The sequence below is a fragment of the Stenotrophomonas sp. PvP093 genome, assembly GCF_017876915.1.
GTDB lineage: Bacteria > Pseudomonadota > Gammaproteobacteria > Xanthomonadales > Xanthomonadaceae > Stenotrophomonas > Stenotrophomonas muris.
Genome location: NZ_JAGIOX010000004.1, coordinates 134,488 through 150,230, shown reverse-complemented (window position 1 = coordinate 150,230; position 15,743 = coordinate 134,488). Strand labels below are relative to the sequence as shown.

The 15,743-nt window shown below is 56.5% G+C and carries 9 protein-coding genes; 2 read left to right on the top strand and 7 right to left on the bottom strand.

The genetic code is table 11. The features are described from left to right. Positions 1 to 155: 155 nt before the first annotated feature. The 3 genes from J3A72_RS03360 to J3A72_RS03350 form a co-directional block, all read right to left on the bottom strand. Positions 156 to 2,078: a TonB-dependent receptor gene (locus tag J3A72_RS03360; RefSeq protein WP_230374543.1), complete on the bottom strand. Its 1,923-nt coding sequence runs from the start codon at positions 2,076 to 2,078 to the stop codon at positions 156 to 158. A gap of 275 nt (positions 2,079 to 2,353) precedes the next feature. Continuing rightward, the gene (locus J3A72_RS03355; RefSeq protein ID WP_075075813.1) at positions 2,354 to 3,088 is read right to left on the bottom strand and encodes an SDR family NAD(P)-dependent oxidoreductase; all 735 of its coding nucleotides are present in this window, start codon (positions 3,086 to 3,088) and stop codon (positions 2,354 to 2,356) included. Between the two features lie 75 nt (positions 3,089 to 3,163). Then, complete coding sequence (locus tag J3A72_RS03350) at positions 3,164 to 4,228, bottom strand: SDR family oxidoreductase (protein ID WP_008266446.1); 1,065 nt, start codon at positions 4,226 to 4,228, stop codon at positions 3,164 to 3,166. A gap of 276 nt (positions 4,229 to 4,504) precedes the next feature. Here J3A72_RS03350 and J3A72_RS03345 point away from each other — a divergent pair, with 276 nt between their 5' ends. Further along, the gene (locus J3A72_RS03345; protein ID WP_032962204.1) at positions 4,505 to 5,419 is read left to right on the top strand and encodes a LysR family transcriptional regulator; all 915 of its coding nucleotides are present in this window, start codon (positions 4,505 to 4,507) and stop codon (positions 5,417 to 5,419) included. Positions 5,420 to 6,004: 585 nt separating this feature from the next. After that, positions 6,005 to 9,829: an anti-phage defense-associated sirtuin Dsr1 gene (gene dsr1 / locus J3A72_RS03340; RefSeq protein ID WP_049403663.1), complete on the top strand. Its 3,825-nt coding sequence runs from the start codon at positions 6,005 to 6,007 to the stop codon at positions 9,827 to 9,829. Between the two features lie 42 nt (positions 9,830 to 9,871). Here the strand turns inward: dsr1 and J3A72_RS03335 are convergent, their stop codons facing one another. Genes J3A72_RS03335 through J3A72_RS03320 form a run of 4 tightly spaced genes read right to left on the bottom strand, consistent with a single transcriptional unit; the run spans position 9,872 to position 15,706 of the window. After that, complete coding sequence (locus tag J3A72_RS03335) at positions 9,872 to 10,378, bottom strand: hypothetical protein (protein WP_049459868.1); 507 nt, start codon at positions 10,376 to 10,378, stop codon at positions 9,872 to 9,874. Then, positions 10,375 to 12,378, bottom strand: coding sequence for a hypothetical protein (locus J3A72_RS03330; RefSeq protein WP_125899103.1), 2,004 nt, complete (start codon positions 12,376 to 12,378; stop codon positions 10,375 to 10,377). The genes J3A72_RS03335 and J3A72_RS03330 overlap by 4 nt, the downstream gene beginning before the upstream one ends. Beyond that, on the bottom strand, positions 12,378 to 14,375 hold the full coding sequence (locus tag J3A72_RS03325) for a hypothetical protein (protein WP_125899102.1): 1,998 nt from the start codon (positions 14,373 to 14,375) through the stop codon (positions 12,378 to 12,380). The genes J3A72_RS03330 and J3A72_RS03325 overlap by 1 nt, the downstream gene beginning before the upstream one ends. After that, positions 14,372 to 15,706 carry a site-specific integrase gene (locus J3A72_RS03320; RefSeq protein WP_125899101.1) on the bottom strand — a complete coding sequence of 445 codons (1,335 nt, stop codon included), beginning with the start codon at positions 15,704 to 15,706 and terminating at the stop codon, positions 14,372 to 14,374. Before J3A72_RS03320 ends, J3A72_RS03325 begins: the two co-directional genes overlap by 4 nt. Positions 15,707 to 15,743: the final 37 nt, after the last annotated feature.

Genomic DNA, 15,743 nt, shown 5'->3' with positions numbered 1-15,743 from the left:
CGCTCTCGAATGCTAGCGTTTGACCGGAGGATTGCGATTAGAGCCGCACTCGGGCTTACATTCTCCAAACCCGAGTGCGGCAAAGTTCATTTGCAATCATCGACGTGATCGAACGTGCTGAACCGAACGCAATCTCCTGACCTGATCAACCCGCCTTAGAAGCGCGCGGTCGCGCCCACAAAGAGCGTGCGTGCGCCGCCGTCGTAATTATTGCCTTCTTCAAGCGTGGAAACATCACCCAAGTTCAGTACGCCGACGCGCAAGGTCAGGTTTTCGTTCACATCGAGAGCGGTGACCAGATCCACCGTGGTGTATGCCTTGGCGAAGGTAGGTCTGGACGAAGACACAAGCTGCTTCCCGATGTGTTGCGCGCTGAGGTTAAGCGACCATGCATCGGACACGCTCCAGTTCAGCGAAGTGTTGGCGGTGATCTTCGGCACCACTAGCAGGCTGGCGCCGGTGGTGCGGTTCTTCGATTCCAACATGCGTGTGGCGTTGGTGGTCCAGCTCAGTCGCTCGTGCAGCGGCACGGTCACACTGGCTTCCACGCCTCGCGTGCGAGCCTTCTGGATGTTCTGCGCCACCGTCCACCAGAAGCCGTTTACGAAGCTAGTGTTCTGGCCTGGGATCTCGCGCAGCGGCACCTGTTCGATCTTGTCGTCGAAGTTGGTCAGGAAGTAGGTGGCCGATGCGGACCAGCCGTTCTGGTCGAAGCCCACGCCAAGCTCATAGTTGGTGCTGGTTTCCGGTTTCAGGTTCGGGTTACCGGCCATGTAGCAGCCGGTCGTGCCGTCGGCGTTGATCAGCCGGCTGTTCCAGCCTTCCGGGGTCAGGCTGCCGCAGCCGCGTCCCAGAGACTGGGTGGCCGCACCAGCGGTGCCCTGCTTAAGATTGGGCGCGCGGAACCCTTTGGAGACACCGCCGCGTACTGTCCATGCGTCTGCCGGGTGCCACACGCCGTAGATGCGCGGGCTCACGTTGTCGTCGTAGTTGTCGGTGTTGTCCCAGCGCACGCCCAGAGTCAGCACGAAGCGCTCGTGCAGGGTGATGTGGTCTTCGGCGAACAAGGCCCATGAGTCCGCTTCACTGGTCGGGCTGATGCGGCTGCTGCCGGTCCAAGTCACAGGTACGGTACCGATGGTGTCGCTGTTTTCCAGCTGCTCGCGCTTCCACTGACCACCCACGTTCAGGCTGTGCTCGAAGCCCCAATGGAAAGCGGTGGTGAAGGCAGTATCGAACACCGTTTCCTTCGAATGGTTGCCCACCGCACTGCCCTTGTCTTGGTAGTCGTTCCGCACAAGGGTGGTCTTGGAGGTGGTGGAGTCGCCGTAACGGCCATCATGGCCCAGCACGTAACCGGTCTGTACCAGCTTGGACAGACCCCAGGCATATACATCACCGCTGCCGGTGTTGCGCTGCACGCCGCGCGACCCTTCTATGGTCAGTGCGTGGTCATCGTTGAGGCGCCAGTGGAACTGCAGGTTGGCATTCTCCGCCTTGCTGCCCGGAGTCTGGCCCTCAAGGCGATCGGACTTGCGGTCGGTCACGTTGGCCCCGATGCGGATCCCCAGGTTGTCGGTCAGTGGGCCGCTGAAAAGGGCACCCATCTGCGTGGTATCACCGCGGGTGGATGAATCGGGCACGCTGTGGTTCAAGGTGACCGAGCCGCCCCAGTGGTCGGAAATCTTGCGGGTAATGATGTTGATCACGCCGCCCATCGCATCCGAACCGTATAGCGACGACATCGGGCCGCGCACCACTTCTATTCGTTCGATCATGTCCGGCGACAGCCAGTTCAGATCCTGCGGACCCAGGTCGTCGCGGTAGTTCACGCCGGAGGAGTTGCCCTGGCGGCGGCCGTCGATCAGGATCAGCGTGTACTGCTCGGGCAGTCCACGCAGGCGGATCTTCGACTGCGCTCCGGACAGTGCATAGCCACCGGTCACTCCAGGGACGGTACTCAGCAGCTGGCCGCTGCTGGTGACCGGCTTACGCTCGATCTCCTCGCGGCTGATAACGCTAATGCTGGCTGGCGCATCCCTGATCCACTGCTGGGCACCGGTGGCGGTAACGACCAAGATGTCCAACTGCTTGACGGAGGAGGCATGCGTCAAAGCTTCAGCGCTGGCATGCGAAGAAAGGGCCAGACCAATAGCAACTGTCAGCGTGGGAAGAGCAAGTCGTGACTTCAGGTATGTGTGCGACATCTCGGGGTAATCCGGTAACGGGCATTATTGCTGGGGAATGGCTGCCTCGCTTGATTCCGGAAAACGCCCATATCGGGTCGAGGGCTGGCTTGCGTCTTGAGGTCAGGTATCAAACTGTGGCCGACCGATGCTGTCTGGGCAGCACCTCAGCTGGACTGGCTCATGCTCCAAGTCGTCCATACGCCGGTCCGCAAGGTCCGCGGTTGCTGCAAGCAATAGACAATCTGCGAGGCTACATCCTGCGCGGCCATGAATTCGCTCAAACGGGGATCGTCGGCCGTGCGACCGTGACCCACGGCAAAAGATGTATGAGTACCTGCGGGGCAGATGGCACTCACGCGAATCCCATCTTTCCTTACTTCTCGGTCCAAGCCGCCCGCAAAAATGAGCTGGGCGGCCTTGGTACCTGCGTAGACGGCTTCGTCCGCCCCACTGCGATGAGCTGCGACGCTCGATACGATCAAAATATCCCCGCCACCAACGCTACGAAGATGAGGGAGGAAAGCACGTACCGTGAGGACCGTTCCGAGATAGTTGATTTCACACATTTCGATGACTTGATCATCGCTTGCGTCAGCGACTCCGCCGTAGTAGCCAACCCCGGCGTTGGCCACTACCGAATGTACGCTTCCAAAGTGATCAATGCCGCAAGATGCGAAGGCACCCACGCTATCCGGATCGCGCACATCCAGACGCATCCAGTAGGCGCGATCAGCGCCGAACTCATCCTGTAGCCGCTTGAAGTCACCTAAACGCCTGGATCCTCCAAGAACGCTTCCACCACTGCGTAAGATCATCTCCGCCGTTGCCAGTCCGATCCCCGAACCGGCGCCAGTAATGGCAACGCAGCGGTTTCTAAGGCTGTAACTTGCTTCTGTCAAGGTCTATCTCCTACGTTCGTTGGCGACCAGGTGTAGTTGAGTCATGAAAGGAGTTGGGGTCGTCTGTGACGCAAGTTAGGGGCGTGCAGCGCCACCTTCGGCCCCATACACCTGGCCGTTCGCATAACTGGCGTCGCTTGCCGCAAGTTGGACGAAGATTGAACCCAGCTCAGCAGGCTGACCTGCGCGTCCTAGCGGCTTGTCCCCCCCGAAGTTCGGAATCTTCTCGGATGCAGTCCCGCCACTGATCTGCAACGGAGTCCAGATAGGACCTGGAGCAACTCCGTTTACCCGAATCCCCTTAGGGCCAAGCTGCTTAGCCATCGAGCGAACGTAGCTAACCTGCGCACTCTTCGTCATCGCATAGTCGACCAGGTAGGGGGACGGATCGTAGCCCTGCTCAGACGTAGTAACGATGATGACGCTTCCAGGCGGAAGAGACACACGCAGTGCCTCTTGGGTCATCCATACCATTGCATTGATGTTGGTAAGGAAGGTGTTCTCGAGGTGTTCGTCGGTAATCTTTAGAATGTCCGGCTCCTGCTGCTGATACGCCGCGTTCAGCACCAAGGTGTCGATCGAGCCCAACGCCGATGCCGCCTTGCGCACAAGATCCAGGCAAAAGTCTTTGCTGCGAATATCACCAGGTAAAGCGTATGCCTGACGGCCGGTTGCGCGTATCAGCGCAATAACTTCACGCGCATCTTCCTCTTCTTCAGGCAAATAGTTGATGGCCACATCGGCACCCTCGCGGGCGTATGCAATGGCAGCGGCCCGACCGATTCCTGAGTCTCCTCCCGTAATCAGTGCCTTGCGGCCTTCAAGGCGCCGATTGCCTCGATAGGTTTTCTCACCGTGGTCCGGCAGCGGACGCATCTTCGACGCAAGCCCCGGCCAAGGCTGTTCTTGGCGCGGGTAGGGTGGCCGAGGATATGCCTGCCGAGGGTCGATCAGGCCGGCTCGCGGGCGGCCCTGACCCTGCGCCTCCGAGAGTACCGCAGCGGGCACAGCACCGAATGCCGAGGAAGCAGCAATTCCGCTGGCGATGGCCACACTGCTTCCCGCAATAAACTGTCTGCGGCCGATGACCGGCGTGGCTTCATCGTCGTGCTCAGGCAAATCACTATTCGAATTTGACATGTTCATCCCAGTTGATTGGTCACTCTGGCCCAAGCAAATTTGAGTACAGCGACCGTGGAGGAGACGCAACTTTACTGCGGCGAACATGCGCAAGTAGCAATTTTATTGCTGAAGTTCTTTCAATTCAGAAATGATCGAAAGCGTCGACGGCGCAGCTTCTTGCCATGCCATCCTCGGCGATAATGGGGAAGCATCTGCACTGCGTTCGATCCATAAATCATGCTTTGTGCGGCGGATCATTGGCACGTTTAGTAATCGATACCCGGGTGAAGTGTCTTGAAAGGTGATCTAGAGAGAATAAGCATTTCAGATCTAGCTGCGTTCATCGAGATCGCTCGGCATGGATCAATGCGCGCCGCCGCCCTCGAACTTGGCTTATCTGCCTCAGCTCTAAGTCACGCCTTAAAGCGGCTGGAAGATCGACTGGGTGTGCGTCTCGTTAATCGTACGACCCGTGCGCTTTCGATCACCGTTGAAGGACGCGAACTGGAACGCTATGCAGCCACTGGCCTAGATACAATTGGAGAGGGTCTAGCCGCGATTCGGGCTCGGAAGCAGTCAGAGATCCAGATGCTCAAGATCTCGCTATCACACGATGCGGCGCGCCTCCTACTCTGGCCAGTGCTGTGGAGCTTTCAGCAACGCTGGCCTAACGTCCATCTTGATCTAGTGATAGAAGAACGCCTGGTGGACTTAGTAGCGGAAGGCTTTGACGGCGGCATTCGATACGGTGACCGAGTGCCAGAGGGGATGGTTGGTCTGGAGCTTACACATCCGCTTAAGTGGGTGGTCGTGGCAGCGCCCAGCTATCTGCAACATGCTGGGAGACCTGAGAATCCAAGCGATCTGCGGCGGCATGTTTGTATTGAGAACAGAATCGGCGACGGCTCAATCTATCGCTGGGAACTTGGCGACGGTGATCGTATGGTCAAGGTAATTCCCAGCGGAATGCTGAGGGTGAGCAGCACCGACTCTCTGCTCGCTGCAACGTTGCAGGGATTGGGGTTGGCATACTGTCTGGAACTCAGAGTGCAGGACGAAATCTCGTCCGGCGCACTTGAAGTTGTGATGCCAGACTGGGCATCAATGGGCGCACCATTCATGCTGTACTACCCCACTCGTCGCCAATCCCTGCCCGGCCTCAAGGGGCTAGCGGAGGTAATTCGGACACAGATGATCGATGCATGCTAAAACATGCTCCAAACTATGGAGTTGGGATCGACATGAATGGTCTGCCAACGTACTCCATCACCAGTTCGATACCGGAGTGCTCTCCAGACTCTCCCTCTGGATCACATATGTAGGTTGCTGTGAGGCAATGAGAGCGCTTCTTGCCACCGGCATCAGACAGAGCCAGTCCGGAGGACTCCGAGAATGGATGCCCTGGACTCGCTAGTTCCATAAGCACCTCGTCCATATGAGTGGGTATCGGAATGCAGTCCCTTCATATGGAAGCGTTCAATTGCCAACCACTGTTGAGGCGCTGAAGTTGCGGTCCTCCGCTGTGGTTGGCTTTAACATTCCTAAACGCGGATGAGACCAAAAACCCTACCTTCAATACTGCCACATCAGCACGAGTTCGAAGCCGAATTTACTGAAGAATGATTGGCACTGCCACGACGAGGCGTTGAGCGGGCTCGGACAGATCTCACCTCTTGGACCATCAGACTGAATCCGCACAAACTTCAAAAGAAGAACTTAATTGGACGCTGCGATTGGCCAATTCCATCTGATTTGAACCTACACTCTGTTCGAGAGCATTCAGAGGGAGTTGCAATGCAGTTCATCGTCGACGGGCCAGACATCCCAGAAGCACTTCTACAGGCACACGAAGAAGGACGAGTAGTCTTCTTCTGCGGCGCCGGAGTCTCCTACCCGTCAGGACTACCTGGTTTCAAAGGACTGGTTGAGCAAATCTATGCGTCGAATGGGACATCATTCACGGACATCGAGCGTGCCGCCTTCGATCATTCAAAGTTCGACGCGACTCTCGATCTACTTGAAAGGCGACTGCCTGGGCAGCGATTGGCGGTTCGGCGCGCCCTAGCGAAATCGTTGAGACCCAAGCTTCGTCGGAAGGGAGCAATTGACACCCAAGCAGCGCTTCTTCGGTTAGCACGAAGCCGGGATGGCGCGTTGCGGTTGGTGACTACCAACTTCGATCGAACCTTCCACGCGGCGGCGAAGCGCATGGGCCAACCATTTCCGGCCTATCCCGCTCCAATGCTGCCGATCCCTAAGAGCAGCCGCTGGGATGGGCTTGTCTTTCTGCATGGCCTGCTTCCGGAGAGTGAGGATGATGCAGCACTCCATCGACTAGTGGCCACCAGTGGTGACTTCGGCTTGGCTTACTTGACCGAACGCTGGGCCGCGCGGTTCGTCAGCGAACTTTTTCGCAACTATGTCGTTTGCTTCATTGGATACAGCATTGACGATCCGGTCCTCCGGTACATGATGGACGCATTAGCAGCAGATCGAATGCTCGGTGAGGTTACCCCGCAGGCGTGGGCGTTCGGAGATTGCGAAGCCGGGAAAGAGCATCTGAAGACTATTGAATGGGAAGCTAAGGGCGTTAGACCTATCCTCTACAGGGTTCAGCCTGCTACCCATGACCACTCTGCGTTGCACGACACAATCAGGACTTGGGCAGATGTCTATCGCGATGGAGTTCAAGGTAAAGAGGCCATTGTTGCGAAGCACGCCATGGCCCAACCTCAGGACAGCACGCTCCAGGACGATTTTGTTGGACGAATGCTGTGGGCTCTTTCAGACAAGTCAGGCCTCCCCGCGAAGCGCTTCGCGGAGTTCAATCCAGTTCCCCCGCTTGAGTGGCTCCTCGAGGCATTTTCCCATGAGCGATTCTTGCAGAGGGATCTAGCCCGCTTTGGCTTCTCCTCGGTTAAGGAGGAGGATGCAGAACTCAGATTCAGCTTGGTTCGTAGGCCTGCGCCTTATGATCACGCTCCTCCTATGACACTGGCGTCTTCTGGAAGTATGGCCAGCCGATGGGATGGATTGATGTTCCAGCTCGCACGCTGGCTTGTGCGTCATCTGGACGATCCACGATTGATCATATGGATTGCAGAGCGTGGCGGGCAGATGGATAGTCGCTGGATCTCTCTAGTCGACTCCGAACTTGAGCGTCTGGCCACACTGGAACGGGATGGCAAAGTCTCGGAGCTGGATCTTATTCGCCTGGACGCCCCAAAGGGTGTGCCCGATCCAAAGATGCGAACTCTTTGGAGAATCGTGCTCGGTGGCCGACTCAAGACCCCACTGTCAGGGGGGCTGCTATATCGTTGGATCAAGCGTCTTAGACGTGAGGGACTGAACACGTCTCTTCGGATGGAACTTCGTAGCCTTCTCAGCCCAAAGATCACACTAAGGCGTCCATTTGTTTGGGACGGCGAAGTGGCCGATGGTGCAGACGAGACAGTGCGAATTAAGCAGTTGGTTGACTGGGACCTTGTGCTTGCGGAGGACAATGTACATGCGGTCCTCCAGGATCAGTCTAAGGGTGAGTGGGAGAAGGCACTCCCGCTCCTGCATTCGGACCTACAGCAACTGCTCTGTGACGCGCTGGGCCTTCTTCGAGATCTAGGAGAGGCAGATGACCTTGTCGATAGATCCTACTGGGACCTTCCATCAATCACGCCCCATTGGCAGAACCGGTCCTTCCGAGACTGGGTTAGCCTGATTGAACTGCTACGCGACGCTTGGTTAGCAGTTCGAGCTACGGATGAGTCGAGATCCACGCTCATGGCTCAGGCATGGTTCGAGATCCCGTATCCCACATTCAAGCGGCTGGCATTGTTTGCGGCCAGCCAGGACAATTGCATCGAGCAGGAGCAGTGGGTCGATTGGCTGCTACTGGATGAGGGGCGGTGGCTGTGGTCGCAGTGCACCGCACGCGAAGTGCTGAGGCTTCTTGTTCTCCAGGGGAGAATTCTAGACAACGCGTCTCAAGCACGCTTGGAGAATGTCATCTTGGCAGGACCTCCCCGCGAGATGTATCGCGATGATCTGGAGTCCGAACGCTGGGATCGCCTGGTTGCTCGCGCAGTATGGATTCGTCTAGCGAAGCTGGAGTCCTCGGGCCTACATCTTGGTGTGTCTGCAGCAAGGCGCCTAGCGGAGATATCCATCGCGCATCCTGAGTTGAGATTGGACCCTAACGAGAAGGACGAATTCTCACACTGGATGAGCGGCACCGGAGATCCGGATTTCGAGGACGGCAGAGAGGTCGATGTCGCCCCTCGCACTCGCAAGGAGCTAGTTGAATGGCTTGAATCGCCGAGGCCTGCCCATAGACCGTTCTATGAGGACACTTGGCGGGATGTCTGCCGTACTCGCTTCTTCCATAGCCTTGCCGCGCTCTGCGACCTCGCTCACCAAGACGTCTGGCCCGCAGTTCGATGGCGCGAGGCGCTTCAGGTTTGGTCGGACGATTCAATGGCAGCCCGCTCCTGGCAGTACGCATCGCCTTTGGTACTGCTAATGCCTGATGAAGTTCTGTCCGAGATCGCACCTGCAGTAGCGTGGTGGATGGAGGCCACTTCAAGAAGCGGCGCGAATCGCGAGAACCTCCTATTGACTCTCGCCGGTCGAGTGCTTGCGCTTCCGATCCCCTTGAGTAGTGGCATGACAAGGAACGGCGAGCCAATCGATAACCCTGTCTCGGAGGCGATTAATCACCCCATTGGGCATGCCACGCGCGCCTTGCTCAATCTATGGTTCAAGAGGGCGCCCAACGATGGAGACCTACTTCCCCCTGAACTTAAGGCGGCATTTTCCGCCATATGCGATGTTGAAGTAGATCGATTCCGCCATGGCAGGGTGTTGCTCGCATCTAGACTCATCGCCCTGTATCGCGTAGACCGGGCGTGGACCGAAGCGACGCTACTACCGCTCTTCGATTGGTCCAACCCTGTCGAAGCGAAAGCAGCCTGGGAAGGATTTCTTTGGTCACCGCGACTGTACCAGCCATTGATGGTGGCATTGAAGTCGCAGTTCCTATTGACGGCCGGTCACTACGCCGACCTTGGTGAACACCGAGGACAGTTCTCTGCTTTCCTAACGCACTCAGCCCTAGGGCAATTGGAAGGCTACTCTCGGGACGACTTTAGATCTGCATTGGGCAAGCTTCCACAGGATGGACTGGAGAAGTCCGCACAATCGCTCTCCCAAGCACTGGAGGCCGCAGGCGATCAACGCGAAGACTTCTGGAGAAATCGAGTCCAACCCTTCTGGCAGGAGATTTGGCCAAAATCGCGCAATCTAGCTACACCCAGCATTGCTGCCTCCTTAGCTCGACTCGCCATCGCGGCCCGGGTTGAGTTCCCTTCCGCATTGAAGGCGGTACGTGACTGGCTTCAGCCGGTAGCGAATTCGGACTACATCGTCCATCTTCTACTAGAATCTGGCCTTTGTAGCCAGTCGCCAACTGAGGCTTTAGATTTGCTGGGTGCCGTTGTTGGATCCCAACAATGGGCGCCTCTAGGACTGAATGAATGCCTAGCTCAAGTAAGGGCCGCCGCTCCCGACCTAGAGCGAAACAACCAGTTTCATCGACTTGAGGAGCTGGTGCGAACGCGCTCCTAAGAGTTCTGGCGGGGCATCATTCGAAGCTTGCGAGATGCCCTATTACGAACTCGCTTTTCTCCTTCTCCCGCTCTCGATTCCAACCACCCTTGAGCCCGCCTCGCGCTGCTTCTTGATCTGTGACTTCAGCTCAGAAATCTCCTTCTTCAAGGCGGCGATCTTTGCATCTCGCTGCACCACCTCGATCGAGTACATGTTCTTGAACTGCGCAGAAATACCGTCGTACCTCTCTTTCCATCCCAGCCTTTGTGAGTAGGACTTTCGTCTGGCGGCCTTCACGCTCGTAGGAACGTCCACTCGAAGTTTCGTGAGCCAGGCCTGCACCTCGAGCTTTGTGGTGCCGGCATGCTTCTCTCCGTGCAGCGATACCGCTGTTACCTTTGCCCGCCGACACAGCTCTGCAACATTCAGCCGACCAGAGTTCCGTGGATACACTCCGTCGTTCTCCGATATCTCCCTGTCAATCTCGGCCATAGTTGATCGAAGGCGTGCAACGAACGCCTCCGTCCGCTCCTTTCCAAGCTCGGCAAGACTCTTCTTTTGTCTCATTTCAGAAGTACCACATTGGGTACGAGGCGCGTCAGCAAACTGCTCTTCGAGAAGTATTCGTCCACCTTCTTCCACCTGCCGAGCACGGACTTGATCTGCCCCCGGAACTGAGCAATGAGCATAACGTCATCATCCACGAAAGCGTGCTCTAGCAACTCAAGATTGTACTGAACTGTCTCGATGGCCTGAACAACGCTTCTGGACGCCTTATCCTCGTCGTCAGGGAGAATCAACTGATTCTCACATGCAGGATGACAGTAGTGTGGATTAGCCTGACCATGCCCCTTGTTGCAAAGGCCTCCATCGGTGAAGTTCGTACACACTATTCCTGGTGCGACAACTGCCCAAGAAGAGCCCTCAGCAGTCATCGCGCGGGCGAACTCCCTGATGTTCTGCGGATCAAGGGCGGACTTACCCAGCCGGCGCGCGAACAGCGCCACACGCCCCCGTAGCTTCTCTGCGCCGGCCCCCTGAACCTCATCAGCCTTATTGATCGCCTCCACTCCCTTTAGAATAAGCATCTCACGTACAACTTGCTGTACTTCGGAAAGAATTCCTGGATCCGAAAGTATGTAGCGCATGATTGTCATTTGTTCATCCCTGTGCCCAAAGACATCCATCAAAATCTTTGGCGCATGGACAAGCGCTAGAGCAACAATTCGAGCGAGGGTCTTTCGGAATCGATGCGGGTTCATACCACCATCGGTGAGCCAGCGCTCCAGGCCAAGTATCTCCACGAAGCTATTGAACACATGCGCAAGGCTCGGCACCTTATCTGGATATCTTGGGGAAACCCACAGGCCGTTCCCCTTTAGGCCGTGGTGCCGTCGAAAAATGTTCGCTAGGCGCTCTTGCTGCAGAATCGCTTGAATGGCAATTGACGGCGCTGGCGCTTCACTCTGCCTCCCTCCGGGATTCTCAAACTTCCAGGTTCTGAACTCGTAAACACTGGAACCACCTCGCTTGCCAAGCGAGCCGATCTGCATCGTTAGCAGTTCACCATGTCGGGGACCGCCAGAAAGAGCCACCGGAAAAGCGTGTGCACCCTGTAGAACCACTATCAGGCGCAAGGCCTGGGGTAACGTCCGAGGCGGCCATGCGACGGTTTTTCCACTTCGCCCGGATTTCATCGAAAATTGAAGCGGGGCATCCCTAAGCGGCTCCCCGTCAGGCCCCCGCCATTCCCATGACCGGATCACAGCATTGCTTACGCGAGCAGCTCGGCGACTGGGAGATGGCGAGGGACCGTCTTTCAGATCACGAGTAGTTTCAGTAGCGGCGAGTGCGGCCTCTACGGCATCCAACAAAGTAGGACCAACGACTTCGATCATCACCAGTGCCATCGAGCCTGCTTCAGAGACGAACTCATCTGAGTATGGCTGATGAGGTTTCGCTATGCTGACCGGGATTGTATGCTCAGGTTCACCCGTTCGATCTCGCGCAGCCTTCATTCCATGAACCGTTGGACGCATGGGCGCGGGGCCATCGGGAAGACACCCCAGTCGGTGGTAGTACTCAACCACCCCAAGGCAGTCAGAGTACTTCTGCGTCAGGCCAGCGCGTTCGACCAGGCTCCAGAGTCTCTTGGAGCTTGGACGTACATTTGTACGCTGGATCGCCCTCTTAAGATTGGCAATGAGCGTCCGGATCGTTGTGTATCTATACACCTTCCCGGTTTTGCCTGGAATTATCGCCATCGTGATCGCCAGCCTCATAAGCTCTCGAACTACGAAGGGTGAGTGCTTCCCCTTGCACGTCTTGCCCCTTCCAGAATAGAGCCTTAGATCGAGATCAGAGGTCCGTAGGCCAGACTGATGTTCGTCGTCAATACGAAGAACGCCCCAGTTGTCCCCCATTCCAACAAGCTTCTGAAGCTGCTTCAGCTTTGCCTCCGGCGCCAACCTCAGCTCATTCGGACTAATCGACAGTAGCGACACCTCCACGTCAGGAGCTAGGAGTTCATGGTTGCCTGCTACTAGAGACCGGTTGACCATTTTCATCAGTGCTGCCCTGCGAAGTAGATTGGCATGTGCTCACCGGAGGCTATCCTTGCCGCCCACTTATCAATGGCGAACTTCACTGCATCTGCTGGCCATTGAAGAACGGTTAGGCGAAGCCGCGCCAGGTCACTTGCATCTGATCCAGCATCGAACCGAACCATTCCTACGGAGGTCCGAACTGCCTCTAGCTCTGCCACACGCCGGCAGATGAAGTCCAGGCTGTCCGTGAACACAAAACAGTTGGGGCAGCCGCTGGAAGCACACCTATGCTGCTGGACGCATAGAGTGCATCCATCTCTCGGATTGCCTGGATCAATGACTGCTGGCGGGCTGTAAGGATCTGCACATCCGCTTCCGTCGTAGGTCTTATGACGGCGTGCTTGATTCAGCTTTTCGATCTCGGCTTCACTGACGTCCAACTTTGCGAGCTTCGCCCTCGTCAAGGCTACGTCGAACACACGATTGACCCGAAGCTGGGAGAACAAGTCATCAATCACTTCGGACACAAGCGAGAAGGATTCCTCAAAAGAAGATCTTCGGTAGCCATAGTGCCTAGTGGTCATGAGGTTCTTGTGACCAAGTAGTACCATCATTACCCAGTTCGAGTATTGAGAATCCTTGAAGATCGCAGCCGCGGCGACATCTCTGAACTGTCCAATTGACATGGTCTCGGAAGCTGTACGGGTGCCGTCATCGAGTTGCTCTATCAGAGAGGCGAGCCAGTTGTTTGCAGTTCGAGTTGTGCGGGGATTTACTACATACACCCCTTGTCGCCGTCCGCGCACTGTTACGCCCACCCATGGACTACGAGCGACAACGTCTGGGAGAGGGCACAGGCGCGGGTTTCTTTCGATATGGCCTCGAAGCCCTTCTGTCCGCTTCAGAAGAAGCTCAACTAACGAATGACAGCCCGTCGCATCGCCTACCCGTGACACAGTCCATTGCGCGGTCCCTTTGGCCCGGTCCTTAGGCGCATAGATCCATGCATGCTGCTCATCATAGACTGCCGTCCAGTCGCTCAAGTTCATGGATGCTGCGGTTGCGGGGTTCCAGGCGCTCCGCGCTACAAAGAGCAGGAAGAAAATTGAGACATCTGCGCTAGTAGGATAGGTTCCGGCAACCAGATCGTGCCAGCCGACCTCGCTTCCTGATCGTTCGTGGTCATCGGGGTAGTGCGCCCACCAGCTTGGGAGTCTTTTGATGCGCTTGCCGAAGATCGCCAACAACTGAGATCGCCGAGGCACTGGATTTCCCGTCAGCCTTATGAGCGCGCGATAGGTCGCGTGCGCATCCGCTTCCGTACATACGAAGTCGGGGGCATTCATGAACTCAGGATTCTCTCTGTACAACTCGATCAGATCGCGTCCTTGAGGAATGAGTCTGTCCGTTCTCCTCCACCGCTGTAGAACCTTCAGTGCCTCCGCTCGTAGCAGCCTAATGACGGCCAATCCGTGCTCTTCGGATGGGGTCTCGCGGCGATTCGAGGCTATCCTGAAAACTGGAAGTACTAGCTCTGGAAGTTCATGGTAGCTAATCGCGGTCTTTATAATCGCGCGGACGACGGCAGCTCTGCTGTCCATAGTGGCATCCCATGCACCCTCCGGACCCGGGCTTGTGTAGAGGGCAACGTGCCGGGATGTCAGATCGCGAAGTCTAACCACCCGTTTGAATGGAATTCCATTTGAGGCCATGTATCCCTCAAGTGCATCGAGGAATCTCCAGAAGGACACCAGTGCCCCCCTTCTTGCAGCTGCACCGTCTGATGCGATGCCTTCAATACTCGCGCTCAGCGTAGGCCATAGATCGCGCAGCAGCTCCGGCCTACCAGTGAATCCCCCCTTCCAGGAATGCCTGACTGCGGCAATGGGCGGGGCATCACTTGCACCAGTCGCCAGAATCGAGAAGTCATAGATCTTCCCCGTGCTAATGAGGTCCGGATGTGTACAGGGCACCACCCATTTCCCAGGCATTCCCCCTGTATCTTCACGCGCTCTCACGTCAATGCCTCGTCGATGATCGCATTCCAACGAATTGCTGGATGCCCTCGATCACGACCAATTTTGGCTACCGCAGCGCGCAAGTATTGCATCGTCGTGCGCTCATCAACGTGCCCCATAAGCGGACTGAGAAGCATCTTTACCTGTCCGGCCATGAGCCCATGCAACCAACCGAAGTCAGCACCACTCAGCTCTGAGTTGCCTGCGAGGGCCAACTGCGCCCGCGTCAGGGCGCAGATCTTCTCCACCGCAAAATGGTGCCTTCCTGTATGAGGGTGCCATCCTTTGGGACAATGCCGATCGGAAGTCCAAATCCGGCGAAGCATCTCATTGCTCACAGGTCGGTTCACACCTTCTCCAAGCCACAGACGATCTGTCCGCTTGGTGTGTTTCCTATCACCAATGTGATATCTCGTCAGCTGGGTCGGTCGAATCACCGAAATGTAGTGCCAGATCCTTTCGGCAAGATCTAGTGGCACAAATACCGTACGCCATCTTGTGCCAAGGTCTGACCCAGGACTGACCTTGCCTCCCTTAGTGCCATACTTGAGCACTAGCGGAACCTCACCAGCCAATATCCAGTCGGGTTGCCAGTTGGTTCTCTCGCTCGTTCTTTTTGCTGGAAAACAGGTGACCCGTAGTTGATTGGCTTCCGAGATCCTGAGGCCAGAACGGATGATCAGCTCGAAGATCAGAATTTTTACGGGCGCACGCACCGAAATCGACTTCAACCACATCTCAACCTCCCTGTCAGGAGGGAGGATGATCGGAGCTTCCGGCGCAGTTAGAGACCCGATCCGCACAGTCTTTGAGCGCAGTGTTCCGCTTTGCGAGCTTGTGGGCGATATGTAGGTGTATGCAACTTTTCTTACAGGTATCTGCATGGGCAGGCGATAGCCGCGCTCGCTGGCCCAGGTCAGAAATAGACACGCCTCATTGACGTAGAGGTTAACTGTAGCGGGATCCAACTGCCTCCCACTCGGGGAGCCGTCTCCACTCAGGAGTGCCGGCTGATACTGATGAAGGATATTCTCGTTGTAGGAAATTTCTCGCCAATCAGTGGCTTGGTCTATGCACCATTCGAGAAAAATAGAAAGCCTTGCGGCCATGTTTCTTCGCGAGCGCAAGGTTGGGATGGGCCCGTAAAAGAGCTCACTCTCAGCTTTTGCTTTTGATCGGTCGCGAGGAAGTTGCCATTCCCCGTTGCTGCGCTCATCGAGGTAGCGGTTGGCTTCAATTGGGTATGAGCCATCGTCACCGATCAGAATCGGTACATGCTGCAACTTAGGCGCGTGTGCAAAGGCTCCCTCAGGGGGCATAACCACTTGCATCGGATTGACTCCGAGCTGACCTGCAGCGGACGGTACG

Coding starts and splice junctions, on each gene's coding strand:
- J3A72_RS03350 (WP_008266446.1), bottom strand. CDS start 4,228: ATGTCAAATTCGAATAGTGATTTGCCTGAGCACGACGATGAAGCCACG.
- J3A72_RS03320 (WP_125899101.1), bottom strand. CDS start 15,706: ATGCAAGTGGTTATGCCCCCTGAGGGAGCCTTTGCACACGCGCCTAAG.
- J3A72_RS03335 (WP_049459868.1), bottom strand. CDS start 10,378: ATGAGACAAAAGAAGAGTCTTGCCGAGCTTGGAAAGGAGCGGACGGAG.
- dsr1 (WP_049403663.1), top strand. CDS start 6,005: ATGCAGTTCATCGTCGACGGGCCAGACATCCCAGAAGCACTTCTACAG.
- J3A72_RS03330 (WP_125899103.1), bottom strand. CDS start 12,378: ATGAAAATGGTCAACCGGTCTCTAGTAGCAGGCAACCATGAACTCCTA.